The 26,421-nt window shown below is 46.6% G+C and carries 16 protein-coding genes; 9 read left to right on the plus strand and 7 right to left on the minus strand.

The window, feature by feature from the left end:
- Position 1: 1 nt before the first annotated feature.
- From FHS86_RS14225 to FHS86_RS14240, 4 genes are all read right to left on the minus strand, one after another.
- Positions 2–1,273 (minus strand): MFS transporter, encoded by a 1,272-nt coding sequence (locus tag FHS86_RS14225; RefSeq protein WP_429414978.1) that lies wholly within the window; start codon positions 1,271–1,273, stop codon positions 2–4.
- 23 nt (positions 1,274–1,296) lie between these two features.
- Positions 1,297–2,421 (minus strand): uroporphyrinogen decarboxylase family protein, encoded by a 1,125-nt coding sequence (locus FHS86_RS14230; protein ID WP_429414981.1) that lies wholly within the window; start codon positions 2,419–2,421, stop codon positions 1,297–1,299.
- Between the two features lie 71 nt (positions 2,422–2,492).
- Complete coding sequence (locus tag FHS86_RS14235; RefSeq protein WP_429414984.1) at positions 2,493–3,563, minus strand: hypothetical protein; 1,071 nt, start codon at positions 3,561–3,563, stop codon at positions 2,493–2,495.
- Between the two features lie 12 nt (positions 3,564–3,575).
- On the minus strand, positions 3,576–6,305 hold the full coding sequence (locus FHS86_RS14240) for an alpha-d-galacturonidase (RefSeq protein WP_429414986.1): 2,730 nt from the start codon (positions 6,303–6,305) through the stop codon (positions 3,576–3,578).
- A 248-nt stretch (positions 6,306–6,553) separates the two neighbouring features.
- Between FHS86_RS14240 and FHS86_RS14245 the strand changes: the two genes are divergently transcribed.
- From FHS86_RS14245 to FHS86_RS14285, 9 genes are all read left to right on the plus strand, one after another.
- Positions 6,554–8,068, plus strand: a complete 1,515-nt coding sequence (locus FHS86_RS14245; RefSeq protein ID WP_429414988.1) for a purine-cytosine permease family protein — start codon at positions 6,554–6,556, stop codon at positions 8,066–8,068.
- Entirely contained in the window at positions 8,065–8,259 is a 195-nt protein-coding gene (locus FHS86_RS14250) for a hypothetical protein (RefSeq protein ID WP_429414991.1), read from the plus strand. Before FHS86_RS14245 ends, FHS86_RS14250 begins: the two co-directional genes overlap by 4 nt.
- 17 nt (positions 8,260–8,276) lie before the next feature.
- A complete protein-coding gene (locus FHS86_RS14255; protein ID WP_429414994.1) occupies positions 8,277–11,015 on the plus strand; it encodes a family 78 glycoside hydrolase catalytic domain in 2,739 nt (912 codons plus the stop codon).
- Positions 11,008–12,501, plus strand: a complete 1,494-nt coding sequence (gene glpK / locus FHS86_RS14260; RefSeq protein WP_429414997.1) for a glycerol kinase GlpK — start codon at positions 11,008–11,010, stop codon at positions 12,499–12,501. Before FHS86_RS14255 ends, glpK begins: the two co-directional genes overlap by 8 nt.
- A 27-nt stretch (positions 12,502–12,528) precedes the next feature.
- A complete protein-coding gene (locus FHS86_RS14265; protein WP_429415000.1) occupies positions 12,529–13,944 on the plus strand; it encodes an L-fucose/L-arabinose isomerase family protein in 1,416 nt (471 codons plus the stop codon).
- A 26-nt stretch (positions 13,945–13,970) separates the two neighbouring features.
- Positions 13,971–14,822 carry a transketolase gene (locus FHS86_RS14270; protein WP_429415003.1) on the plus strand — a complete coding sequence of 284 codons (852 nt, stop codon included), beginning with the start codon at positions 13,971–13,973 and terminating at the stop codon, positions 14,820–14,822.
- 21 nt (positions 14,823–14,843) lie between these two features.
- A complete protein-coding gene (locus FHS86_RS14275) occupies positions 14,844–15,797 on the plus strand; it encodes a transketolase family protein (RefSeq protein ID WP_429415006.1) in 954 nt (317 codons plus the stop codon).
- 150 nt (positions 15,798–15,947) lie between these two features.
- A complete protein-coding gene (locus FHS86_RS14280) occupies positions 15,948–17,981 on the plus strand; it encodes an aceric acid hydrolase (RefSeq protein ID WP_429415007.1) in 2,034 nt (677 codons plus the stop codon).
- A 44-nt stretch (positions 17,982–18,025) separates the two neighbouring features.
- Entirely contained in the window at positions 18,026–20,755 is a 2,730-nt protein-coding gene (locus tag FHS86_RS14285) for an FN3 associated domain-containing protein (RefSeq protein ID WP_429415010.1), read from the plus strand.
- 102 nt (positions 20,756–20,857) lie between these two features.
- Here the strand turns inward: FHS86_RS14285 and FHS86_RS14290 are convergent, their stop codons facing one another.
- The 3 genes from FHS86_RS14290 to FHS86_RS14300 form a co-directional block, all read right to left on the minus strand.
- Positions 20,858–22,054 (minus strand): ATP-binding protein, encoded by a 1,197-nt coding sequence (locus FHS86_RS14290; protein WP_429415012.1) that lies wholly within the window; start codon positions 22,052–22,054, stop codon positions 20,858–20,860.
- A gap of 115 nt (positions 22,055–22,169) precedes the next feature.
- Positions 22,170–24,854, minus strand: a complete 2,685-nt coding sequence (gene pelA, locus FHS86_RS14295) for a pectate lyase (RefSeq protein ID WP_429415015.1) — start codon at positions 24,852–24,854, stop codon at positions 22,170–22,172.
- Between the two features lie 116 nt (positions 24,855–24,970).
- Positions 24,971–26,305 carry a pectate lyase family protein gene (locus FHS86_RS14300; RefSeq protein ID WP_429415018.1) on the minus strand — a complete coding sequence of 445 codons (1,335 nt, stop codon included), beginning with the start codon at positions 26,303–26,305 and terminating at the stop codon, positions 24,971–24,973.
- Positions 26,306–26,421 lie beyond the last annotated feature (116 nt).

The raw sequence follows: 26,421 nt of genomic DNA on the forward strand, positions 1-26,421 counted from the left end.
CTCAACTATTTATTGTAATTGTTTTATTATCAGGAACAAATATTTTCAGTACCAGCCAACATAGCAGGTAGGCAATGCTGGCAATTGCAAATACGCTGTAATAGCTTCCTGTAAATTCCAAAATTAAACCAACTGCGGCTGAAAAAATTACACCGCCCATGGCACCTGCAAAACCGGAAAGGCCAATAACCGAGCCCACTGCATTTTTAGGATAAATATCGGACACGATGGTGAAGATATTGGCAGCATACCCCTGATGGGCGAAAGTTGCCATGCTTATTAAAATTACGGCTCCCCACATATTGGAAATTCCTGACACAAAAAATACAGGAAGCACCAGAACAGCCATAATCAGGATGGTAAATTTCCGGGCCGAAACCGGTTCCCTTCCTTTTTCAATCAGGCGTGACGACAACCAGCCACCGAAAACTGAGCCGCCGATTGAAATTACATAAATGGTGATTAAAGGCAAACCAATGTTTGTGAGATCAATGCCGTAGTTTGAATATAGAAATTTTGGGAGCCAGTACAGAAAAAACCACCATATCGGGTCGGTAACAAACCTTGCCAGGCAAATACCCAGTGTTTGACGATGACGGATAATTTTCTTCCAGGGAATCCGTTCCTGCTCGGGCTCACTGCTATCCTGCAGAATATATTCCCTTTCGCTTTTGGTCAGTTTATTGTTTTTCTCGGGTCGTACGTAGAAATAAAGCCAAAAAACCAACCATATAAAACCCAGTGCACCAGTACTGATGAAAGCCCATTTCCAGCCCCAGGTCAGGGCAATAAGCGGAACAAGCAGGGGCGTAAGAATAGCACCAACATTGGTTCCTGAATTAAAAATACCGGTAGCCAGTGCACGTTCTTTTTTGGGAAACCACTCAGCCACCGTTTTAACCGATGCCGGGAAATTGCCTGATGCACCAATTCCCAGTAGAAAACGCGATGCTGCGAAACCAAAAACAGTGCGGGCCGCAGCATGAACCATGGCCGCAATACTCCATAAAATAACCGCGAAGGAAAAACCCTTTTTGGTACCAATCCGGTCAAGTATGGTTCCGGTGGTAATCAAACCAATGGCATAAGCCATTTGGAATGCCATAATGATGAAGCCGTAATCGGATTCGGACCAGTTAAAGGTTTCCTGAAGTTCAGGTGCCAAAATACCGAGCACCTGACGGTCGATGTAGTTAATGGTTGCTGCAAAAAAAAGCAAAACTACTATGCGCCATCTGTATTTTCCAATTCTTTGTTTTTCTGCTGTAAGCATGCTAAATACTAATTGTCATCAAATTAAATGCAGATTTCTTTTATTCTTTGATAAGCTGTTTCCTGCTCTTCGGGAGTTTCGCAATAAGTAACCACAATGAGTTTCATACCCGGCACCCACAACCTTTTCACCTGCTGTTCGATGGTTTCAACATCACCCACAATACGGGCATTTAAAACCACCCCGGTATTGGCAAATGCATGAAAAGCCTCCAGTTTGTCGCTTGCCCCGGGATCGGTTTGTGGTGAAAAAGCCGCGTCGGCCATTTTCAGTCCTTCGATGTTTAAAACCGCATCAATCCATCCCGACCAATCGCCACAGGAATGAAAAGCAAGGCCTCCATAAGGATCACAAATTTTCTTAGCTGAAGGAACGGCCAGTGCGGAATATTCGTCGGGTGAAATCATAATGGCATTATCGTCGCTTAAGCCCAGCCCCTTCCATTTTACCGATGAAGCAAAACCATGTCCAGGCAGTACCAGTGCATCGCCGATGATTTTTTGCTGCTCCCTGTTAAATTCCAACGAGATATTGGCCAACTTATCGAACAGCACTGCAACTTTATCGGGATTCATCAACAACTCAATAAAAAAGTTGTCGAGTGGCAGCAAATTGGTTACAATGTTTAAAGGAGATTGCGAATCGGTGAACGAAACGGGCAATTTCCCTTTGCTTTGTTCCATGAAATACTCAATCATATTCAGCGTGTGCCGGCCAATACTGGTTTTTGATGCCGTTTGTGCTTCGTATGCCAGTAATTCATCAAGAGCATGAAAGGTTGGTTTGATGGCCGGTGCATTTCCTTCACTCCACATGTAATCGCTGCCGTATGCACTGGCAATGGTGCCAATGCCATACCATGGCTCCAGAAAATTGGGTACATCGGCTTTGTATTTCATGCTTTGCGCCAATGCACCAAGCTGTAAGCTGAGTGATCGCTCCATGTCGGCGCAGGCATACGAAAAGCATTCGGCAACCCGCATCCTCCGGTAAACCAAAACGCCTGTTTCAGCCTGCCAAAAATCAGCACACGTTTTATTTAACGCACCGGCATAGGCTTCATAGGCTTCGAAATCGAATTTTTCGGGAGCCAGGGGTAAAATGCCTGTTGCCTGTGAATCGGCAATTTTTGTATTGAATTTCTTCATCTGCTTCAATTGGCGATGACTGCCATCTGGTTTTTAATTTTGTTTGTCGGGTATTCGCCTCTTCGTAAAATCTATGATAACTGATGTATATTCTTCAGTTCTTCTACCGTTTTAAACAAAGTTTCAATTTTATCGTCCGAAACTTTTTCATCAATATTGATACAGCAAAGGCCGGTGAGTTTCATATTGCCCGAATCACCGACCAGTTTGATGATGGTTTCCCTGATTTGCTCTTTCGTCTGATGAATCAGCTCTACCGGACTCAGACGGATATTCAGGAAAGTATCGGGCAGATGTTGTCTCAACACCGCCAAATCGCCGCCCCATCCTACATCCAGAAAATCGAGCTTTGGGATTTTTGCAAATGCCTCTGCCATGCGATGCGGATCGTTGCCGCAGTAATGAATCCCGAACGGGCGATGTGTTTTACTCCATTCAACATCAAAAGGCAAAAGGAATTCTTCGTAGTCTTCTTCCGAAATCATGGTATGCGAACATTCAGAATGCAGAAAAACAGCTTCCTTAAAATGCGCCAGCACACGATTTACCGAGATGGAAGTGGATTTGGTTTCGGCTTCTATGTACGATGTAAATTTCTGAATCACTGAAGCAATCTGACTGAAATAAAGCTTTACCTGCTCAGGATTCATCATCATGTCCATGAAAATCGATTCACCCTTCAAATCCATGGCGAGGTTCAGTATTCCACCCCAATTGATATCACCACTCAGGTATCCATATTTCTTTTTTAACTGTTCAGCCAGTTCAATTATTTTTTTAAATGAAGAACTCTTAAATGCTTGTTCTTCATTAACAAACAGCGCTTCAGCATGTAAAGGAATAACCTGTGGCGGATGCGATTCGAAATAATTCACCTTGCAGCCCAGCATTTCGGAAAGCACAAAGCCGGCAGCCAGGTGAACAGCGCCAATTTCGGGACGCCGATTAAGATGGTTTTTCCCCAATCCATACTGTCCCCATCGCTGATAAAGTGCTTTCTCCATGTGCTGCTCAGCTTCAACCCGGCGCACAGGATGGTAAAAGAAATCCTCGTCGAAGGTAATCCTTTCGTTATGGTACCACCATTCAGGTGCCAGCACAATATCGACCGGCAGTTGATTTTCGGAGTTGCTCAGCTTCATCGTTTAAGCGATTTAATTAAACAGCCAGTCAACAGGCAGTCCGTCTCCTTCTACACCAATCCCGGCATCGTGTATTTCGATTTCTTCATTACCATCAATAAAACCGAGAATCATTACCCTGCCGGGATTAAGTTTCAGCATGTTTTCACCGGCTTCGTAATCGTAGGTATATACATTCACACCATACAGGCCTTTTACTTTCAGCGCATTTGATATTTTAATATCGGCCTGACCACGGTTATTGGCCTGGGCATTGGTTTCAAGACGTGGCGGTGGCAGAATGGTAAAGCTGTGTCCGGTAAAATACCCGACCACCACTTTTACCGGCTTTTCATTGACAAAACGAATTTCGGTGCCGTTTTTTTGCTGATCAGCATCGCTGAGCATCACCCCTTCGAGTTGTTGCAACTCAGGAGCCACATCGATGATGGTATTGTTTTTATCGGTACTCACTTTACTTCCCGGCTTCAAGGTGTAGCGCTTTACATTTTCGCCCTGCAATTGCACATTCACGGGTTTATACGGACCATACTTTTTGGCTGCTTCACCACCGGCTTCTTTCAGTTTTTCAACATTGTTTCTGAATTTCACCAGCTCATCCTCGTAGTGCACCATCAGTTCAACCCAGGTTTTGTTCGTGGCATCGGTGCCAAAAATGGGAATACGGCGCTGGGTGGTTTGCATGCTGTTGGCATACAAATAATGATTTTGCGTTAATTTCACCAGTTCACCATAGTGTTCAACACTTTTCTCAAGGTGTGGCAGTGCTTTTTCGAGGTCGGCAACATCGGCCGAGTATTTGTAGCGCAAAACATATTGAGCCGCTTTCACTTTCTCGGCAAAAAAGCGGGCTGTTTCCCGGTAGCAATACATATCGTTGCGTAATCGGTCAAATTCATCTTTATTTTCACTGACCGATTTTGCAGCCTTGTCAATGGCTTCGACTGCTTTTTCGCCATGCTGTAGCACTTCTTCAATAATTTGAGGCGGCGTTTCACCAATGTGCGGTTCTCCTTTCCATTCCTTACGTGCCCAATCGACCAAAATTTCACCTTCGGGACCATTTGAGTCGAGATAGCTTTGATACACATTCCACTTAAACGGATTAACGAGCTGGCTCATAAACATTCCGAGCAACAGGGTTTGGCGGTTGCCATCGGAGATACCAAAACGGCGAAGCAGCTTCGGAGCAATTTCACCGCTTTCTTCATAGGCCACTAAAATATTGTTTCCCTGCTCCTTATTGCTGCCATAAAAGTCGCCCAGTCGTTCCGAGAAATGCTCAATTTCGCCCTGGCGGTCACGATCCATGTCCCAGGCATAACGGCCCCAGGTTTCATACCACATCCAGTCACGGTCGATTTGCAAAATGCGCGGTTCGGCCTTATCGGCTGTATAAGGCCAGTCCCAGTAGGAGGTTTGTGGATACAGGTGCAGTCCGTTGGCACCCTGAATATCGCGCATGGCCTTGGTACTTTTCTGTATAAAATCGGGCGAGCCATAGCGAAATGGCTCCAGGTTGGCCAGAATATGCACATTTGAAATATGAACAGAACCGAGCTCACTCAGCGATTTGGGAATTGAAGCCCACTGATTGCGGGGCTCGTAGGTAGTAAGCGATTCGCCATTGTATTTATAAACCGTGTACAGGTTTTTATAAAGCGGCAAAGCAGCCTCCATCACCATTGCAGCATCGGTATCGTGACCACGCAATACAATGGGAGGTTCCTCGGTTATACCTAAAGCCTCCATTCCATCGCGAACTCCCGGGATGATGGTTTCGGTAAACCATTCAACATCGTCTTCGTAGGTATTCATGGCTTCGCCCAAGCAAACCATCAAGCCAACATGTGGATATTTTTCGATAAAAGCAGCCACCGACTTACGGGTATAATCTGAAATAACAGGGATAATGGGTCGTCCCCGCTCCTGGGTTTCCAGTTCGTGGTGTTCGGCGAAAGGTTTTGATACAATGATGTTGTAAAACATCTGAATGACCCAGATGCCTCGTTTCTCAGCCTCTTCGGTGAGAAATGCAAATACCTCCTCATTTTTCTTGAATGTTTCTTCGTCAACTTCAACCGCATAAGGATATTCGTCGAGTTTCACCAGGGACGCAAAGGGGTGTCCATTCCACAAATAAAGTGAGTTATAGCGGTTTTCGACCATCATGTCGAGGTAGTCGATCCAATGCTGCTTGTCGTAAAACCAGGGAAAATTCTCCGGAGTATAGGGATACTCATAAACATCGCGACCGGGCAGGTATTCGGTTTTCTGTAAACCGATGCAGGTTCCGCGAAGCACCATGTCGGGCTGGTCGGTGTAATCGATTTCAACGGGTAACTGACCGTCCTTTTCAATGCGCTCAATCAGTTCGATACAGCCATACAAAACACCCGAAGGGTCACTTCCCGAAATCACCAAACCCTGTTCAGAAGTCCCAACATGGAAGGCTTCGTTTGCCCCTTGTTTAAAGCCTGATTTATCAAGTTGCAAGCTAACACTTAACTTACTACCTTCAAGCTGATTACCCTCAACTACAGTTGCCCTGTAACCGATACTGTTTAACGATGCAGCCAGCTTATTGGCAGCAAACGACACGGCTTCATCGGGATGATCAACAACAATGTTTACCTCCCGTTTTTGGCATCCTCCGGCCAAAACTAATCCACTAAATAACACGATGAAAAGCAAATAAGGAAAGTTTCGCTTTCTGCTCCTTTTACGATCTGACTGCACCATGGTTTGCATTTTTTTCTTCTAAATTAGCTAATTTTTGTTAACGTTTACATTTTACAATCTCCTCTTTTCCAGCATATTTAGCCTGCCAGTATTTCTTTTAAATTGCAAACGTTTTATTGCAAAAGTAAATTATAAGCTATAGATTTGCAAATCGCGCAGAAGAAATAAACAGAAAACCTGAGCGCGATGCAGACTTTAATGCTGAAGTCCTTTTGCATACAATAAAATTAACTACTAACTAAATAACTATGCAAACAGAAAACACACCGGTTGGGGCCGGTAGTAAATCAACCATCATCGAACGGCTCGATGCAATGTATGAATACGATCGGGAGCCGGTATCGAAAAAGAAACTTCACGGCTGGAAGACCTTCATCGCCATGTTCGCCGGTGAACATGTTGCAGGTACCGAGTTTGTACTGGGGCCTTTGATGGTAATGCACGGCGTTTCTGCCGGCGATTTTATATGGGGCCTTTTGGTCGGCAACCTGCTTGCTGTATTAAGCTGGGCACTCTTAACGGCACCAGTAGCGGTAAAAACGCGACTTACCATTTACTGGCAGCTCAGGAAAATTGTTGGTCCGTATCTGACCATTGCATACAGTGCCTTTTATGCTCTTGTGCTTTGTCTGTTGGCCGGAGCCATGGTAAATGTTGCGGTTACTTCCATATCGATTCCTTTCAATATCCCCAACCCCGATTATGTTGCCGGTGACCTTTTCCCAAGCATGTCGTGGATTGCCATTGCGGTTGTAGTTGGAACTGTAATTGCTGCGCTGGCGGTTCTGGGTTTTGAAAAGATTGCTCACTTCTCAAAAATTTGTGCTCCCTGGATGGTGCTGGTGTTTTTTGCCGCAGCCATTGCCGTGCTGGCCAAACTGGGCTACAGCAATACAAGTGACGAAAGTTTCTGGCAGATACTGAACACCCGAATCTTCACGGGTGAACCCATTGGGAACAACTCAAAATATACCTTCTGGCACGTAGCCGGTTTTGCCTGGTTGTGCAATGCCACCCAACACATGGGCATGTCGGATGTGACCATTTTCCGTTATGCCAAAAGCTGGACGCAGGGTTTTGCTTCGGCTTTCGGAATGTTTTTGGGTCACTTTGGTGCCTGGATCGCTTCTGGTATTTTGTGTGCTGCTTACCTTGCAGAAGGTTTCGTTAATCCACAACCAGGCACCATTGCCCTCTACGGTGCAGGAATTGCCGGTGCCGTTAGTGTGGTAATTGCCGGATGGACCACTGCCAACCCGACCCTTTATCGTGCCGGACTGGCCATACAAATTGCAACACCCAACTGGAAACGCTGGAAAGTAACCTTTGCAGCAGGAATATTCATGATTGTTACTGCCTGTATTCCGGCTGTTAACGCCAACCTCGACCGTATAGTGGCCTACTATGGCTTGTTCTTTATCCCACTGGGCGCCTTTGTGATTCTCGATGTGTGGGTCTTCCCCAAAATCGGACTCATTAGCAATTTCACCGAAAAAAGCGGAAAAACCTTCAGCTGGCCCGCAGCCATTGCCTGGTTTGGCCCCTTTATTTTATCGATGTTGATTTATGGAAAAGATCACCTGGCTCCAATTCAAAAGCTTTTTGGTGAGCAGCCCGAATGGCTGGCAGGTTTTAAAATGGACCTTACTTTTCTGGTCGCTCCCGAGTGGATCCTGGCTGCCCTGCTTTATCTGGCTTTAAGCTTTTACCAACAACGATCGAAAAACAATGTACAATTGATAAAAGAAGGAGGTTTGTCATGAAGACCCTGCTCAAAATAATTTCGCTCATCGGACTGATTTTAACCATCGTTCCATCCATCCTTGTATTAAACGGCATCGTTGAGTTAAAAACTCATTTCAACCTGATGCTTGTCGGCATGATTCTTTGGTTCTCAACGGCCATATTCTGGATGAAAAGTCCTTCGCTCGATGATCAACCCGATGAGAAATAAACGAAAACTGTAAATAAATGATTGGCAAGCTGCTTACTGAACACAAAACAAATCCCCTTGGGATCGCCACTCCAAAACCCCGGTTTAGCTGGCAACTAAAAGCGGAAGGTTTCAACCTGAAACAAACAGCTTATCACATCCGATGTGCGTCCGATGTGCAGCAACTTAATTCCGGAGACGCACTGATTTGGGACAGTGGAAAAATAACCTCGGAACAGTCGCTTCACATTGAATACAATGGAGCCCCGCTTCATTCCGACATGAAAGTTTACTGGAAAGTGAAAGTGTGGGACAACAAGGGGAAGGAGTACGACTGGAGCCAGGCAGCTTACTTTACAACAGGACTTTTTGCCCCTCAGGACTGGTTGGCCGAATGGATAGAAAGCGGAGTTGAAGAAGACAGCGCTGTTTCTACTCCATGTCCTTTTCTGCGTAATGAGTTTGAACTCACAGCACCTGTTCTGTCGGCAAGGCTCTATGTTACTGCACGTGGCCTTTACGAAATGTACCTCAACGGACAAAAAGTCGGAGATCAGCTTTTCACGCCGGGATGGACCAGTTATCATGGTCGCATTCAGTATCAGTGTTACGAAGTGGTTGATCTGCTTCAGAAGGGCGGAAATGCTATCGGCGCTATTCTGGGCGATGGCTGGTACCGCGGTTATCTGGGCTGGCAGGGAAAGAAAAATACCTATGGAGATAAAACAGCCCTGCTGGCACAACTTCATATCATGCATGCCGATGGCTCCACTTCGGTGATTACGGGCAACCAGCACTGGAAATCGGCCACAGGCCCTCTGCTTGAATCGGATATTTACAACGGTGAGAAATACGATGCCCGTTTGGAACTCTCTGACTGGAACCTGCCCGGCTACGACGACTCCAGGTGGAAAGCCGTGAAAGTGGCCAACTACCCCAAAACCGGGCTTGTAGCCTCCGAAGGCAGTCCGGTTGAAGTGGTCAACACCATCCAAGCAATTGAAAAAATAATCACTCCAAAAGGTGAAGTAGTTCTTGACTTCGGTCAGAACATGGTGGGTTCTGTTCGTTTCAGATTAAAAGGAAACAAAGGGGAAAGTATCCGGCTGCATCATGCCGAAGTACTTGATCAGAAGGGAAATTTCTACCTCGACAACATCAGAGCTGCCAAAGCCGAGGATGTTTATTATTTCATGGGTGAAGGGATTGAAAGTTGGTCTCCCCGCTTTACTTTTCATGGCTTCAGATACCTCCGTGTAAGCGATTACAAAGGAGAAATCAACACCAACGATTTTGAAGGGCTGGTGGTACATTCGAACATGGAAGCCATTGGCAGCTTCGAATGTTCCGATCCGCTCATCAACCAGCTTCAGCATAACATTGTATGGGGGCTGAAAGGCAATTTTCTGGATGTTCCCACCGATTGCCCGCAGCGTGATGAACGACTCGGCTGGACGGGCGATGCACAGGTTTTTGCACCCACAGCTGCCTTCAACATGAATACTGCCCCTTTCTATACAAAATGGATGAAAGACTTTCCCATCGATCAAAAAGATGATGGAAGTATACCCTGGGTGGTTCCCAATGTAGTGAAAGACGGAGGAGGCACTGGCTGGTCAGATGGCTATGGCGCAACCGGCTGGGCCGATGCAGCCATTATCATTCCCTGGGAAATGTATCAGGCTTATGGCGACCGGCGCATACTCGAAGAGCAGTATGAATCGATGAAGGCCTGGGAAGAATACATGATCAGGCATGCCGCCGATCGTTACATCTTCGATTATGGCTTTCACTTTGGCGACTGGCTTTCGTTTGCCGAATACATGAGCTATCACTACAACGCGCCCGATTATGGTTATGCAGGTGCCTACACCGAGAAGGAACTGGTGGCAACAGCCTATTTCTATTACTCCACCGGGCTGATGCAACAAATTGCGGGCATACTGGGAAAAACCGATGATGCCGTACGCTATGCCTCCCTTCGTCCAAAAATAAAAAAAGCCTTTCAGAAGGAGTTTATTACCGAAACCGGGAGAATTACTTCCAACTCGCAAACAGCTTATGCGCTGGCACTCATGTTCGGTTTATACCATGATGAACTGAAATCCAATGCCGCACTTCGGCTTGCAAACGATGTCCGGCATTTCGAGCACCTCACCACGGGGTTTCTGGGAACTCCCTATCTGTGTCAGGCACTGAGCGAAAACGGCTATCCCGAACTGGCTTACCAGCTGCTGTTTAACAAACGCTATCCCTCATGGCTTTATCCTGTTACCCAGGGAGCCACCACCATCTGGGAACGCTGGGACTGCATCAAACCCGATGGTTCGTTTCAAACAGCAGGCATGAATTCGTTCAACCACTATGCCTACGGGGCCGTGGGTTACTGGATGTACAGCAATATCGCAGGAATTCAGAAAGATCCTGCACACCCGGGCTATAAACATTTCGTGGTAAAACCATTGATTCCCGATGTACTGAGTCATGCCAAAGCTAGCCTTAAGAGCCCCTTTGGAATGATCGAAGTACACTGGGAAAAAACAGCTTCGGGACTGCAACTCGATGTACTTGTTCCTTTTAACACTACAGCCGACATTCACCTGCCTGCAGCTCCCGGCATTATTCAACTCAACGGAAAGCACCTTGTGGATGATAAAACAATCAGTAACAACAACAATGATGAAACGGTATTTAGAACCGGATCGGGCCACTACATCTTTCTGATCGATGGAGCATACAAAATGATAAAGGCACAAAAGGAGGATAACAATGAATGAAAAGAAATTTCTGCTGGCCATCGATCAAAGTACTTCGGCTACCAAGGCCATCCTGTTTAACCAACAGGCCCGGGTGGTGCATCGTGCAACCATTGCCCACAGGCAATATTATCCGCACGATGGCTTTGTGGCTCACGATGCTGAAGAAATCTTCGAAAATACACTTGCGGCCATCAGAAAAGTAATGAATGAGAAGGCCGTTCATGAAACACAGCTTATAGGAATTGCCATTACCAACCAGCGCGAAACGGCACTGATATGGGACCGTCACACCGGGAAACCGGTCGATATGGCTGCTGTATGGCAGTGTCAGCGGGGAGCAGCCTATTGTGAAGAATTACAAAGCAAGGGCTACAGTGAAATGATTCATGCCAAAACAGGCTTAATGCCCGATCCTTATTTTTCGGCCAGCAAGCTGCACTGGATAATGCAAAACACCGAAGGTTTAAAGGAAAAAGCCATCAAGGGCGACCTCCTGCTGGGGACAATGGACTCGTGGCTCCTGTGGAAGCTCAGCAAGGGAGCCGTTCACGCCACCGATTTTTCCAATGCCTGTCGTACCCTGCTTTTCAATATTCACACCCTGGAATGGGACGACGAACTCATCAGTCTTTTCGCTTTAAATCGGAACATGTTTCCTAAGGTGCATTTTAGCGACCAGATTTTTGCCCACACGCATCCATCGGTCATTTTCGATGTTGCAGTTCCAATTTCGGGACTCATGGGCGACTCGCATGCAGCACTGTTTGGACAAAACTGTTTTGAGCCGGGCATGGCCAAAGCCACCTACGGAACGGGTTCGTCCATTATGATGAATATCGGCAAAAAAGCACTCGAAGCCCCACAGGGCCTGGTTACCTCGATTGGCTATGGTTTCGGTGAAAAAATACACTATGTTTTTGAAGGCAACATTCATTGTACCGGCGATACCATTAACTGGTTGAAAAACGAAGTACAGCTAATCAGCGATGCTTCGGAAACCGACCAGCTGGCCCGCTCGGTCGACAACAATAACGGAACTTACCTGGTACCGGCCTTTGTCGGTTTAGGCGCTCCTTACTGGGACAACAAAGCCAGAGCATGCCTGTCGGGCATGTCGCGAAACACCGGCAAAGCACACATTGTACGTGCTGCCCTCGAAAGCATTGCCTATCAGGTAAAAGACCTCATCGACCCGATGCAGGAAATGGGAGGCATTGAACTCAGGCAACTCAGGGTAGACGGTGGCCCCACGCGCAACCAGTTTCTGATGCAGTTTCAGTGCGACCTGCTCAACCGCGAAATCGACTGTTCCGACATCGAAGAAGTTTCTGCTCTGGGTGCATGCCTGATGGCAGGACTGGCTTGCGGATTCTGGAAAAACATTGAAGAAATTAAGGCACTGAGAAATCAGGGAACCACTTATCAGCCCGAAATGAAAGCAGCAGAACGTGAAGCACTTTACCAGGGCTGGAAAAAAGCAGTGGAAAAGGCAAGAATGGATTAATTAAGTTAACAGAAAAAATAAAATACTATGGAAGCAAAGCAACAAACATTTGGCGTGATCATCGCTACACGCAATATTTTCAATTTTCAACTGGCCATCGATGCCCGCAAAAAGGCCCTGGCCCAACTTGAAAAGCTGGGATTTAATTATGTAATTCTGCCTGAAACTGAAACACCCACAGGCAATATCGAAGGCTATGCCGATGCAGTGAAGTGTGCTAAACTGTTCAAGGCCAATCGTGACCTGATTGAAGGAATTATTGTCATTCTACCCAACTTCGGCGACGAACTGGGAGTTGTGAACTCAATAAAATTATCGGAGTTGAATGTGCCTGTTCTGGTGCAGGCCTGCGACGACGAGAACGACAAAGTAGATGTTAAAAGCCGTCGTGATGCCTTCTGTGGCAAACTTTCGGTTTGTAATAACTTTTACCAGTATGGAATTAAATTTACCGACACCACCTATCATACCTACAGAATCGACAGCAAGGAGTTCACCCTCGACCTGTTGAAATTTGCCGGTATATGCAGGGTGGTAAAAGGATTAAAAAATCTGCGCGTAGGCGCCATAGGCACCCGCCCAATGGGTTTCCAAACCATGCGTTATAGCGAAAAACTGTTGCAACAGGCAGGTATTACCATCGTTCCGGTCGATATGTCGGAAATCATTGCTGCCGCCAACAACATGAAAATAGACGATCCGGCAGTACTGAAACAAGCCGAAGCCATTGAAGCCTACGGAAGTTGCAAAGTAGCTGCAAAAAGCAAAATTGCACACCAGGCACGTTTTGGTCTGGCCGTTGAAAACTGGATTGAAGCCAATGATATTGACATTTCGGCATTGCAGTGCTGGGAATCGATTGAAAAAAACTACGGTTGTGCCGCATGTGTAACCATGAGTATGATGGGCGAAAAACTGAAACCTTCGGCCTGTGAAGTTGATGTGGCAGGCAGCATTTCAATGTATGCACTGGCCCTGGCAGCCCAGGCGCCTTCGGCCATTCTCGACTGGAACAACAATTTTGCCGAAGAACGCGAAAAAGTGGTATTGACCCATTGCAGTAACTATCCCAAATCGTTCTTCCAGAATGAAATAGAAATTGGAAGTCTCGATGTACTCGGCACCGTGCTGGGCAGCGAAGATACCTTTGGTGCTGTAAAAGGAAAGGTGGCTGCCGGCAATATGACCTATTTCAGAATCTCGACCGACGACCGGAAAGGCATAATTAAAGCCTACCTGGGAGAAGGAAGCATTACCGACGACCCCTATGGCATGGACGGAGGAATTGCAGTATGTGAAATACCCAACCTGCAACCCCTCATGAAGTATATGTGTAAAAACGGATTCGAACATCACGTAGCCGTTGTTCGCGGGCACGTCAGCGAAATTCTGGAGGAAGCCATTGGAAACTATCTGGGCTGGGAATTGTACCTGCACCAGTAAGTAGAAAATATTAGAAACAAAAACAAATGAACGAATCGAAATACACCGATCTTGAATTACAAATCAAATCGGTTCATTACCGCCTGGCCCTGCTGAAATACATTAAAATGGCCGGGGCCGGTCACACCGGAGGCAGCCTGTCGTGTACCGACATCCTGAATGTATTGTACAACGACATTCTGAATGTAAGTGTCGATAACTTTAATGATCCCCAGCGCGACAGATACATTCAAAGCAAGGGCCATTCGGTTGAAGCACTTTATGTGGTTTTGGCCGATCGTGGTTTTTTCCCCGAAAGCGACTTGAAAAGCCTGTGCGCTTACCAGTCGAAATATGTTGGACATCCTACACGAAAAGTTCACGGAATTGAGTTCAACACGGGGGCGCTTGGGCACGGGCTGCCCATCAGTGCCGGAATAGCGCTGGCCGGAAAAAAAGATCAGGCAGCTTACAAAGTGTATACCCTGCTGGGCGATGGCGAGCTGGCCGAGGGATCGAACTGGGAAGCAGCGATGATGGCTGCTCACTACCAGCTGGATAATCTGGTGGCCATACTCGATCACAATACCTTGCAAATCACCGGTCGCAACAGCGAAGTTTGCAGTCCGCACCCCATCGATGAAAAATTCAGGGCTTTTGGCTGGGAAGTAGTCGATGCCGATGGCAACAACATTGCCCAACTCAGGCAGGCACTCCGTCAGGTTCCGGCAAAAACCGGTAAGCCAACACTCGTCATTGCCAACACCATCAAAGGGAAGGGCGTGAGTTTTATGGAAGACCAGAAAAAATGGCACCATGGAGTCCCCACCGACGAGCAATTCCAACAGGCTGTAGCCGAACTCGAAGAACAGCTGATACAACTAAACGCTCAGATTTAGCCCTAAAAACACAATAAAAAAATGACAATACACTTGGAAAAAGGAAGAGCCAACCTCGAAGAATTCTCAGCCACATTGATCGAACTGGCACAAACCGACCGGCAAATCATTGCTGTAACAAGCGATTCGCGCGGCTCGGGCAAACTGGTTCCTTTTGGTGAGCAATTTCCCGATCAAATCGTGGAAGTAGGCATTGCCGAACAAAACCTGGTAGGCGTTGCTGCCGGTCTGGCTTCGGCCGGAAAAAAAGTATTTGCCGTTTCACCGGCCTGCTTTCTGGCAACCCGTTCACTCGAACAGGTGAAAAACGATGTAGCCTATTCGAACCAGCCGGTAACACTGGTCGGAATCAGTGCAGGCGTAAGCTACGGAGCGCTTGGATCAACGCATCACTCATTACACGATGTGGCGGCCTTACGCGCCATCAACAACATACAAATTATTGTTCCCGCCGATAATTTTGAGACTCGTGAGGCAGTTATTGCCGCGTCGAAAACGGATCATCCTGTTTTTTTGAAATTTGGAAAGAAAGCAATGCCCCAACTGCCCCGTTTAAACAATCAATTTGAAATTGGGAAGGCATCAGTGATCAGCGAAGGAAATGATGTGGCTTTTATAGCCTGTGGCGAAACCGTGGCCCCGGCCTACGAAGCCGCACAGCTACTAAAAGAACAAGACATCAGCAGCAGGGTAATCAGCATGCATACCCTTTCACCACTCGATAAAGCAGCTGTGCTTGAAGCAGCCAAATGCAAAGCAGTTGTGACCGTTGAAGAACATTCGGTACACGGCGGGCTGGGTGAAGCAGTTGCTGCCATACTGATGCAGGCCCGGATCAATGTTCCCTTCAAAATTGTGGGCATTCCCGATGAAGAAACAGTTGCCGGTTCGCAGGGTGAAATATTCAGGCATTACAGTATTACAGGCGAAGGACTTGCAGCAAGCGTAAAAGAATTACTCGTGAACAAAAGCTGAATAATTGAACCACAATAGAATCAATAGAGCACAATAGGAAATTTTTGAAAATTCAATATTGGATTCTTTTTTGAAAACAAAAAACGAATGCGTCCTGATGTGGCTTAATTAAAGGTAAGGCAGTACTAAAATTTAAAATAAATGTATAAGATGAAGAGAATCGCTATCATTATTTCTGTTTTAACTGCCGGGTTTTGCAGCCTGAATGCTCAGGAAAGAAGCCTGGTCAATACTTCAGAAAGCCCTTTTGCGAAACTGAGCGGGGTAAACGTTGGCGAAGCGGCATGGACCGATGGTTTTTGGGCCGAACGCTATGAGGTATGCATGCACAGCATGGTTCCACACATGATGGATCAATACCTCGACGACTCAGTGAGCCATGCCTTTCTGAATTTCGAAATTGCTGCCGGATTAAAAGACGGTGAGCATTTTGGCCCTCCGTTTCACGATGGTGATTTCTACAAAATTTTCGAAGGACTCGTCATGGATTACGCTGCTACCCGCGATAAAAATATCAATGACAGAATGGATCGCATGATCGAAGTGATTACTGCTAGCCAGCGTTCCGACGGCTACCTTCATACTCCCGTTGCCATTGCCACCCGCATGCACCCCGAGAAGAAACATGAGTTTTCGGAACGGCTCGATTTTGAAACCTACAACATGGGCCACCTGATGACACTGGCCACCCTGCATCACCGGGTAACCGGTCAGGAGAATCTGCTCAATATTGCCAAAGCATCGGCCGATTTTCTTTACAAATATTACAAGGCCTATCCGGGTAAACTGGCCGACAACGCCATTTGCCCGTCGCATTACATGGGAGTTACAGAGCTATACAGGAGCACCGGCGACGAGAAATACAAGGAACTTGCGAAAGGGCTGATCGACATCAGGGCCATGGTAAAAGAAGGCACCGATCACAACCAGGATCGGATCCCTTTTAAACAACAAACCACCGCCATGGGACATGCAGTGCGTGCCAACTATCTGTATGCCGGTGCTGCCGATGTGTATGCCGAAACCGGTGACGATTCGGTGATGCACGCCCTTGAACAAATATGGAACGATGTAAGCAGCAACAAGCTATACATTACCGGTGCCACCGGTGCGCTGTACGATGGTGTTTCTCCCAACGGAACCACCTACGATCAGCCTTCGATACAGCGCGTACATCAGGCTTACGGGCGCCCCTACGAACTGCCCAACCTGACTGCCCACAACGAAAGCTGTGCCAACATTGGCAATCTGCTTTGGAACTGGCGCATGTTTGCCATTAGCGGTGAAGCGCGTTACATCGACGTGCTCGAACAGGTGGCCTACAACAGTCTGCTGGCCGGAGTAAGCCTCGACGGGAAAGGTTATTTTTACACCAATCCCTTAAGTGTGCATCATGAGCATGGCTTAAGCGATTCGCTGCGCTGGTCGAAAACACGCGAACCCTACATCAGCTACTGCAACTGCTGCCCGCCCAATACCATCCGCACCATTGCCCAAATGCAGGATTATGCCTATGCCCTTTCGGACAAAGGATTATGGATTAACCTGTACGGCAGTAGCGAACTTACTAGCACTATGAAAAACGGTTCAACCTTGTCGCTCAAACAGGAAAGTAATTATCCCTGGGACGGAAATGTAAGCATCGTACTGAATGAATGCCCCAGCCAGTCATTCTCTATATTCGTGCGCATACCAGGGTGGGCTGACGCTGCCACGCTAAAAGTGAACGGCAGCACCATCACAAAACTAGCACAGGCAGGGACCTATTATGAAATTGAACGCAGCTGGAGCAAGGGGGATCAAATAGCCATTGAATTTCCGATGGAAGTAAAACTGATGACCGCCAATCCGCTGGTTGAAGCAACACGAAACCAGGTGGCCGTAATGCGCGGGCCGGTGGTTTACTGCCTCGAATCGGCTGACGTACCCAAAAACTATCAGCTTACCGACATCGTTCTCACTGCAGGAAAACCAATGAAAGCCAAAGCGGCCAACATTGCAGGCAGTAAAATGTATGTAATCGAAGGCAGTGCATGGGCTTTACAAAACGAGAAAACTGCAGAACAATTGTATCACCCGCTAAAGGCTGACCGAAAGAAAACAAAAATACAGCTGGTACCCTATTATGCCTGGGGCAACCGTGGAAAGGGTGACATGAGTGTGTGGCTCCCCTTTTCTTATTAAGCATGAAGAATACACAAACAAAATAAAGAAACAAAGCACAACTGATGATCAAACGACTATTCCTTTTTTCTGCACTGATATGTTTAACATTTTCACTGATAGCCGGCGGCACACACAGCCTGATGATTACCGAAATGATGGCCGTAAACGGAAATACCCTTCAGGATGAAGACGGTGATTATCCCGACTGGATTGAAATTCACAACCCAAGCAGTGAGGCGGTCAATTTGTCGGGCTGGAGCCTCACCGACGACTGGTCGGAACCCGGTAAGTGGATTTTCCCGGCAACGATCATCGATGCAGGAGCATACATAGTGGTTTTTGCTTCGGATAAAAACAGGAAAAATACCCCGGGAACACTTCATACCAATTTCAAACTATCGGGCTCGGGCGAATACCTTGCACTGAATGAACCCGGTGGTCAGGTGGCCTTCGACTATGAAGAAATGTTTCCTGCCCAGCAAAAGGATGTTTCGTATGGCTGGTTAAATGGAATGAATGTATTTTTTACATCGCCTACTCCCGGACAGGCAAACAGCGCCTCTGACCAGGCCCTTGATCCAGTATTCAGCAAAACACGCGGGTTTTATTCTGCTCCTTTCAAAGTTGAATTATCGGCTGCCCAAAGCGGTGTTGCTATTTATTTCACCACCGATGGAAGCATTCCAACAACAGCAAACGCCAGCCTTTACAGTCAGCCTATCGACATAACAACAACAAGCGTGGTGAGTGCAATTGCCGTATCGGAAAATGACACCAGCAGCGTAGTGACGCACAGTTACCTCTTTGCTGCCGACATTGCCCTTCAGGCTGCTCAACACGAGGGCTATCCCAATGAATGGAGCCGGTATGTGTACCAGGACCGTCGTGCGCCGGCCGACTATGAAATGGATCCCGAGGTGATTACCAATCCGTCTTACAGCGAACTCATCGACGATGCATTGATGGCCGTGCCCTCGCTGTGCCTGATCAGTAACAGTTCCAACTTTTTCTCACACGAAGCAAATCATGAACAAGGTGGCATCTACATTTTTACAGGAAAAAGTGGCGACGGGAGCATGGGGATTGACTGGGAACGACCTGCTTCGGTTGAATATATTGATCCGTCGACGGGCCAGAATTTTCAACTAAATTGTGCCCTTAAACTCCATGGGGGAAACAGTCGTGTGCCCGACAACAGCCAAAAGCATTCATTTCGCATCACCTTCAGGGAAAGCCATGGTCCTTCGAAACTGAATTTCAACCTGTTTGACGACACACGCAAGCCAACCAACGAATTCAATGCCCTGGTGCTGCGCGCCGGCTATAACTACTCATGGACCAAAAACAGCAAGGCCCAAAATGTGAAGGCCGATTTTCTGCGCGATCCCTTTAGCAAAAACACTCAGCTCGACATGGGGCATCACTCGGCCCACAATCGCTTTGTTCATCTCTACATTAACGGTTTGTACTGGGGGCTTTATAATCTCTCGGAAAAAATCAACGACGACTTTATGGCTTCATACATGAACGGTGATGAAGATGACTGGGATGTGGTTAAAGATCACAACGGAACCGTCGATGGCAGCCGCAACGACTGGAATACATTGCTAAGTCTTTCGTCGAATACCCTAAGCAGTAACAGTGCCTACATGAAACTGCTGGGGAAAAATCCCGATGGCACCGACAACCCCGCTTATCCCAAATACGTCGACGCAAAAAATCTGATCGATTACATCCTGCTTAATTTCTACATTGGAAATAAGGACTGGGATGGCAATAACTGGCTGGCTGCCCGTAACAAGGTCAATACAAAAAACGGCTTCAGGATGTTTGTGTGGGACGCTGAAACTTCGATGATCAATCCACAGGAAAATATTGTAAAAATGAACGATGGTGAGCCAACCAGATTGTTCAATAACCTGCTTACAAACGACAACTTCAGGGTGCTGCTGGCCGATCGTATCCACAAGCATTTTTTCAATGGAGGTGCTTTAACTCCCGAAGCCACCAGCGAAAGGTACAGCGAACTAATCAATGAGATCGACTTCGCCATTATTGCTGAGTCGGCACGCTGGGGCGATTACCGGCGCGATGTGCACAACATTGGCGACGGAGCCGAACTGTACACCCGCAATGACCACTGGTTACCTGAAGTCGAAAATCAGCTAAACAGCTACTATCCGGCTCGAACACAAACCGTTTTCAAACAGCTGAAAAATGCCGGTTTCTATCCATCGCTCAACGCTCCCCTTTTCAGTCATTATGAAGCCAAAGTGGAAAGTCCCCTTGAATTTACGATGGAAAACCCGAATGCTTCGGGCGAGCTGTACTACACTACCGATGACAGCGATCCGCGCAATACCGACGGCGGGCTATCGGCTTCGGCCCTTCCCTATCATGGACCGATCACCATTGGCGCTAAAGGAACCATCAGGGCGAGGGTGAAATCGGGTACTACCTGGTCGGCCATCAGCAAAGCTGAGTTCAGGAGCGATCTGAACGGTGACTTTGTAACTTCGGATGATGAACTACAGTTAGTAAGTGCCAGTTGTTATCCCAACCCGGTGAGCGAACGGGCCACCATAAGCTACTATTTGCCAAACAACAGCATGGTCAATGCTGCCATATACTCTCTCGACGGAAGATTGGTGAAACAGCTTTACAAAGGGAACCAACAAAGTGGAAACCAACACCTCTACTGGAATCCTGAGACACAGAAAAACGGAGTTTATTTCTACAACATCATGGTTGATGGACGACGGTTCAGTGGAAAGATTGTATTGGCACGGTAGTCTCAAAATATTTTTGCCTAAAAACATAGAATGAAAAGCGACTCAATTGGATAGCTTTTCATTTTCTGATGGATAAAGTTCCTTGGTCGACAAATATTTCAATTAATATAAAAAACCGAAAAGCCATAAGGGAATTATCCTATCGAACCCTGTTTCGATATTATCTTTTGCGATAAAACTATGTTCAATTCCGGCTAGCTGTTTTTTAGTTTTCTGCGGCCCTCCAATTTCAAACGTGAATTGGTTATCAACCATAAAATCACCATGCTTAGGCAATGTAATCCTGTGCCTACTGCTCACTTGATTCAAAAAAAATGTTTCCCTCAAAGCACCGGTATTCGGTTCCCTGTTTATTGCAAGGGCCCAAGCCAGTGATGTATTTTGAAGATATAGCTTCTCGGGTTTGGTCAGATATCCTGTTGGGGAACTGTCCTGCCGCAACATGATCAGTAAATCGGCCCTCACCATCAAGTCAATCATCTTCAACAAAATATCCCTGGCTATTCCCGATTTACGACTTAGCTCCGATATATTGGGTTTAAAAGGTGCACTTTCAGCAATCATTGCAAGTATTTTCTGCATTGCCACAATGCTGGAATAACTAAACGATGACAACGCCATCAAATCGCTTTCGATGATGGTTTTAACCGTTGCCATCACCTGATCATAATAAAGCAAAGGGTTCTCGAAATAATATGGATAAGCTCCTCCTTTTAGATATTCAGAAAAAAAAGGCAATGCCCGTACCTTTTGATTAACTTCAACAGCCATTTTAGCAGGGTCTTCGATGATTTGCTTTAAGCTTACCGGCTGAATTTCAATTCCTGTTTTAAAATGCACAAATTCACGGAATGAAAGGTTGTGCAAATGATACATGTATGCACGGCGACTCAAATCGGCCTTAGCATGTTGCAATAACAAAGCCGATGATCCGGAAAAGACAATTTGCAGTGAAGGGAAATCGTCAAAAATGCTTTTCAATTCGATAGCCCAATCGGGATATTTATGTACTTCATCAAGAAATAAGATCTTGCCTCCCTGCTTATAAAAATGGTCGGCCATTTCATACAACGATTCATTAAAAAGTACCAAGCGGTCTAGCGAAATATACAAAGCATCGCGACTCCCCTTATACTGTAATTTCAGTCGCTGAAGCATTAATGTGGTTTTACCGGTGCCCCTTGCCCCTAAAATGCCAATTAAACGTAGATCCCAATTGATATCCATATACAGATATCTGACAATTCGGGTTGAAGTTGCCTGAATCAGACGTGCAGAAGTATCATAATATTTATCCATTTGTTGTTTTTTTACAACACAAATGTAGTCGTTTTGTTGTTTTTTTACAACAACAAGTAATCAATTCTGTTGTTTTTTTACAACAAAATACGGAAAACATAAAAATCTATTGAAATCACCTGATGATCAGTGCCCAATCCGAAATACGGTCGGGCGGGTTAAACCGGAATGCTTCCACATTATTGAGCTGTCCGATTTCAGAAAATGCTTTCATTTCACCACTTTCGGTGTTCAGCCAAAAGGCTTTGGTGTAAGTTCCCTCTTTAAGTTGAAGGGTAAAAGGTTCACCATCCATAGCAAACACCAGGTATTGTTTACCGGGTTCGGCCAGGGCGTAAACGCGCAAAGCTTCACACTCCGATAGCAAAGCATCATCGGGCTGCATACGGTGAAAGTCAATTTCATTTTGCATGGTTTCGCTTAAGATGCTCACGTATCTTTCCGACCGTGTAAATTCGTTTTCATCGTTAAAGGGCAAGCCGTCGGGACCTCCGGCTACCAGCTCGTACTCACTGGCATGTCCGTTCCAGGTAAACGAAGCTCCGGCAGTGGCGCAGGCCCAGGCTGCACGACGCAAATCGTCCTGATCGGCTCCCGAGCGCTGGTGCCAGTATCGGCGCCAAAGTGCATTGCCTTCGCTCATAAACACCGGCTTCCCGCGATAGCCAAGCAAACAGGCCACATGGTGGGTCCAGGGTTCACGCCAAAGATGCTTGCGTTCGAGCGATTTATCCTCAAATACGATGCGGTGGTTTTCGACCGCAGCAAAGCTGTATTCGGGCAAATGATAAAAATTTTCACGCGGGCACTCGTCTTCGTAGGTAGTGAGATGATCAAACACATCGTATTTTTTAATCAGTCGCATGTAGGCAAGTTCAAAATCTTCGCGATCTCCGGGCACTTCCCAAACAAAATTCCAGCCTGCCAGGTTGGCATAGGGAGCCAGGCGGGCTACCATGTATTTCACATAAAAGTCGCGTTCTTCATCATTCAGATTTTCCCATTCTGGTCCATCGTTTCGGCTACCATCAACACCAAGAAACATGTGCACTCCCACATTGCGCTCATTGAGCCAGTTCATGTGCTGTTCCATGCGCTGCCACACGGCAAGGTTCATGGTTTCGGTAATGTTTTCATCGCTGAAGAGCGCCAGATCGAGCGTTTCGGGTTCCGGACCATCCTGATAGTATTGCCCAAAGCAGCAAAGCGAAAGCAGCCAGTTTACCTGTAGGTGATTGTAGTCATTGTCAAGCAATTTTTGATAAACGTTTTTAGTCAGCCAGTCGAAATCCTGACCCAGCGAACCATGTCCTGTTTCGTAATACGATTTTAAATAAACCGGTTCGTTACCATTGTAGGCAAACCAATAAGGATTTTTTTTGTACGGTTTGATGATGCCTTTACCTGCATTTTGAGTTGTACAGTAGAAACTACCATGACCGCCGGGCGTTCCATCGCTCCAGCGATAAACATAGTTCCACAGCCCCGGTTCATCGGGCATGAAACGCATTTTCCAGGCAGCACCTTCGGCAAAAGAACCTGAGCCATCGGCGTTGCCATCGTAAAAGCCCATAAAATCGACCACCCGTCCCGAAGGTGCCTGATATTGTACCAGCAAATCAACATTGGTGAAACGGTTTTCATATGGCTTTTTATTGATCAGCGAAGTTTCGAAAACACGATACAATGCAACTTTTTTACCGCTACCCGAAATTCTTTCAAGCCATTGGGGATACGCTTTTTCGAGCAGGTCTTCACCATAATTACTTAAGTAGCTGTAGCCCACTCTGCGTTCATGTTCTATTTCCGAAAAACGATCATGAGCAATGCCATCGCGTCCGACAAACATGGGTTGATTGCTTTCGATATCATAAAAGCGGGCCCATAAGGGCGAAGCGTCTGGATTGTCGATTACCACCCGGTCGCGACCTCGCGGATAGGAAGCATCTTTCACCCACTTTACTTCTTTTCCTTCAATGTTGGAGCGTTGGTACCAGGCCACTGCATATTCAATGGCACGCACCACACGATAGTCGGGGTTTTCGATGCCCATCAGAAACTTTACCACTCCAACACTTTCCCCTCCGCTAAGCGAAGGCAACTCGTAGGCGCGGGCCTTTGCGGGCGATAGATCGAACTCATCGTGCTGGGCACACCATACCGTTGGTTGGCCGTTTACCACTACCTGCATATCGAGAATCAAAGCGATTGCCTTTTCATTGGCTTTCCGGCACTTTTCCTTATACATGGGGTCGACGAAACGATAGGCAGCTGCACCTTGCTCAATGTCGCGAAACAGGCTCATTACGCCTATCATTGCCCCATCGTTAAAGGTGATATGGCTGTAGTAACCTTCTCTTAAAGGGTAATACTGGGGCCAGCCACCGTTTTCATACCGGGCTTCGAGCAAATAATCGAGCCCGTTCATAAAGGCTGTTTCGAAACGGTCGAAGTTGGTAGCACTGTAAACTTTGGCTAAAAAGCGCATCTGGCTATGGGTTGCACCGTTGTCGATGGTTGTACCCATTTCCTGCGACTTTTGCTTTTCCAGCTTTTCGCGTTCAGCTTTTGACAAGGGCCTGGCCATGTCGATGTTTTTGTACCAGCCCCCATTGTCATGCTGATACAACAGGAGGTTATCGGCTATTCGAATGGCTTCAGCGCTGTTGTACCATGCTGCCGGCTGATCATGTACCTGCCGCCACCTTATTTCATTATTTTGTGAAAGCAGGGCTAAGGGCAGTTGTACAACAAAAGCAAACAGGAAAAGTGGAATAAGTATTCTTTGAAATGTTTTCATTTTCGGTTAAGCTTAGTTGCATTCTATTCAAATTGCATGTAAGTTGAAAAAAAACAGCTTCTGAAAAAAGTTTTGTCGGTAAAACTTAAGACCGACGCTGTTTTAAACCAATCGATTTACGGTAAAATACTGTTCAGATAATTCTCAATGTTGCTATAGCCATCACCATTACGATCACCTTTTGTATCGGATGGATCGTTGGGGTTGAGTCCATTTTTTTGTTCCCATCGATCAGGCATGCCATCGTTATCGGAATCGCGTGGAGCCTTTCCTGTTTTTAGTATTGGCCAGCCACCTGCATCCTCAATTGTGTTGATATGTCCCTGGTTGTTTTGAACTTTTCCTTTCTTTACTTCTTTCAAAATACGTTTTTCCCAGCTATCGCGAGCCGGAGCTATAAGACCCGCATTTTTCAGTACACTTTTATATGCCTCAGTGGCCGGTTGCGTTGCAACAGGGGCCGTATCAAAAGGCTGATCAACCCTAAAATCGCTTTCCAAAACATCGGACGAATGCTCAACAGCATATTTCCAGTTATCCTGTTCTGCTTCGGGAAAGCCTTCCATGTAATTACCGGCAATATACCATTGAGGGCGGAAGCCGTATTGATCGGCACTTTCAACCCGAACCAGCCTTTTCTTCACCTTATCGCTGGTAGCCGGACCTGGCTTGTAATAATTATCGACAAAGTTGATGCTCAATGGTTTTCCGTCGCAGGTACGGTGGCCCCAGTTATAAATAACATTGTTCCGGAAATCCATTAATATGGTATTTTCGTCGGCATTACCTGCCACACTGGGGTTGCGTGCCGTATGATGTGCAAAAAGGTTGTGGTGATACGAAGTACGCTTTCCGCCCAGTGATGCACCATAGCCATGCGCTCCTTTTTCATGAATCGATTTTGTGAGCGATTCGGCTGCGATGCACCACTGGATGGTGAGGTCCTCGGTTCCGTGCCAGGTATTCATCATTTCGTCGACCGACCAGCTAAAGGTACAATGATCGATGATGACCTGCTTACTGTTGCGGATCTGCAAAGCATCAATCTCGCTGCCAATAAGACCCGACCGGGTGCCCGGACGCACACGTATGGCCCGCACAATGACATTGTTAGCGCCATCGACAAATAAAGGGAAATTTTTTAGGGTAATGCCTTCACCCGGTGCCGATTGCCCTGCAATGGTCAAATCTGATTCAGTAATTCGCAATTCCTTTTTCAGTTCAATGGTACCAGCTACTTTAAAAACAACAATACGGGGACCTTTGGCTTCAATTGCCTCTCGTAAGCTTCCGGGACCATGATCGTTCAGATTGCTTACAACAAAAACTTCACCGCCACGTCCTCCGGTGGCATATGCACCAAAACCCCCGGCTGTGGGAAAGGCTTTGGGTTGCGCCGATACAAGGAATGTACAAAGCATCAGGCCAGACAAGAATGTATTTTTAAGCATATTCATCAGTTGCTTTATTATAAGAAGGGGGACCAACTGATCCCCCTTCGCACCTAAAAATTAAAATTAAACTATGAAAAAAACTTTTTAACGGGGTCATTTAAAGACAAGATAAA

It is taken from the genome of Roseimarinus sediminis, assembly GCF_050433125.1.
Lineage (GTDB): Bacteria > Bacteroidota > Bacteroidia > Bacteroidales > Prolixibacteraceae > Roseimarinus > Roseimarinus sediminis.

What these genes read in the sequence shown, in the direction of transcription:
- FHS86_RS14225 (WP_429414978.1), bottom strand. Translation starts at nt 1,273, where the DNA reads ATGCTTACAGCAGAAAAACAAAGAATTGGAAAATACAGATGGCGCATA.
- FHS86_RS14230 (WP_429414981.1), bottom strand. Translation starts at nt 2,421, where the DNA reads ATGAAGAAATTCAATACAAAAATTGCCGATTCACAGGCAACAGGCATT.
- FHS86_RS14235 (WP_429414984.1), bottom strand. Translation starts at nt 3,563, where the DNA reads ATGAAGCTGAGCAACTCCGAAAATCAACTGCCGGTCGATATTGTGCTG.
- FHS86_RS14240 (WP_429414986.1), bottom strand. Translation starts at nt 6,305, where the DNA reads ATGGTGCAGTCAGATCGTAAAAGGAGCAGAAAGCGAAACTTTCCTTAT.
- FHS86_RS14245 (WP_429414988.1), top strand. Translation starts at nt 6,554, where the DNA reads ATGCAAACAGAAAACACACCGGTTGGGGCCGGTAGTAAATCAACCATC.
- FHS86_RS14250 (WP_429414991.1), top strand. Translation starts at nt 8,065, where the DNA reads ATGAAGACCCTGCTCAAAATAATTTCGCTCATCGGACTGATTTTAACC.
- FHS86_RS14255 (WP_429414994.1), top strand. Translation starts at nt 8,277, where the DNA reads ATGATTGGCAAGCTGCTTACTGAACACAAAACAAATCCCCTTGGGATC.
- glpK (WP_429414997.1), top strand. Translation starts at nt 11,008, where the DNA reads ATGAATGAAAAGAAATTTCTGCTGGCCATCGATCAAAGTACTTCGGCT.
- FHS86_RS14265 (WP_429415000.1), top strand. Translation starts at nt 12,529, where the DNA reads ATGGAAGCAAAGCAACAAACATTTGGCGTGATCATCGCTACACGCAAT.
- FHS86_RS14270 (WP_429415003.1), top strand. Translation starts at nt 13,971, where the DNA reads ATGAACGAATCGAAATACACCGATCTTGAATTACAAATCAAATCGGTT.
- FHS86_RS14275 (WP_429415006.1), top strand. Translation starts at nt 14,844, where the DNA reads ATGACAATACACTTGGAAAAAGGAAGAGCCAACCTCGAAGAATTCTCA.
- FHS86_RS14280 (WP_429415007.1), top strand. Translation starts at nt 15,948, where the DNA reads ATGAAGAGAATCGCTATCATTATTTCTGTTTTAACTGCCGGGTTTTGC.
- FHS86_RS14285 (WP_429415010.1), top strand. Translation starts at nt 18,026, where the DNA reads ATGATCAAACGACTATTCCTTTTTTCTGCACTGATATGTTTAACATTT.
- FHS86_RS14290 (WP_429415012.1), bottom strand. Translation starts at nt 22,054, where the DNA reads ATGGATAAATATTATGATACTTCTGCACGTCTGATTCAGGCAACTTCA.
- pelA (WP_429415015.1), bottom strand. Translation starts at nt 24,854, where the DNA reads ATGAAAACATTTCAAAGAATACTTATTCCACTTTTCCTGTTTGCTTTT.
- FHS86_RS14300 (WP_429415018.1), bottom strand. Translation starts at nt 26,305, where the DNA reads ATGCTTAAAAATACATTCTTGTCTGGCCTGATGCTTTGTACATTCCTT.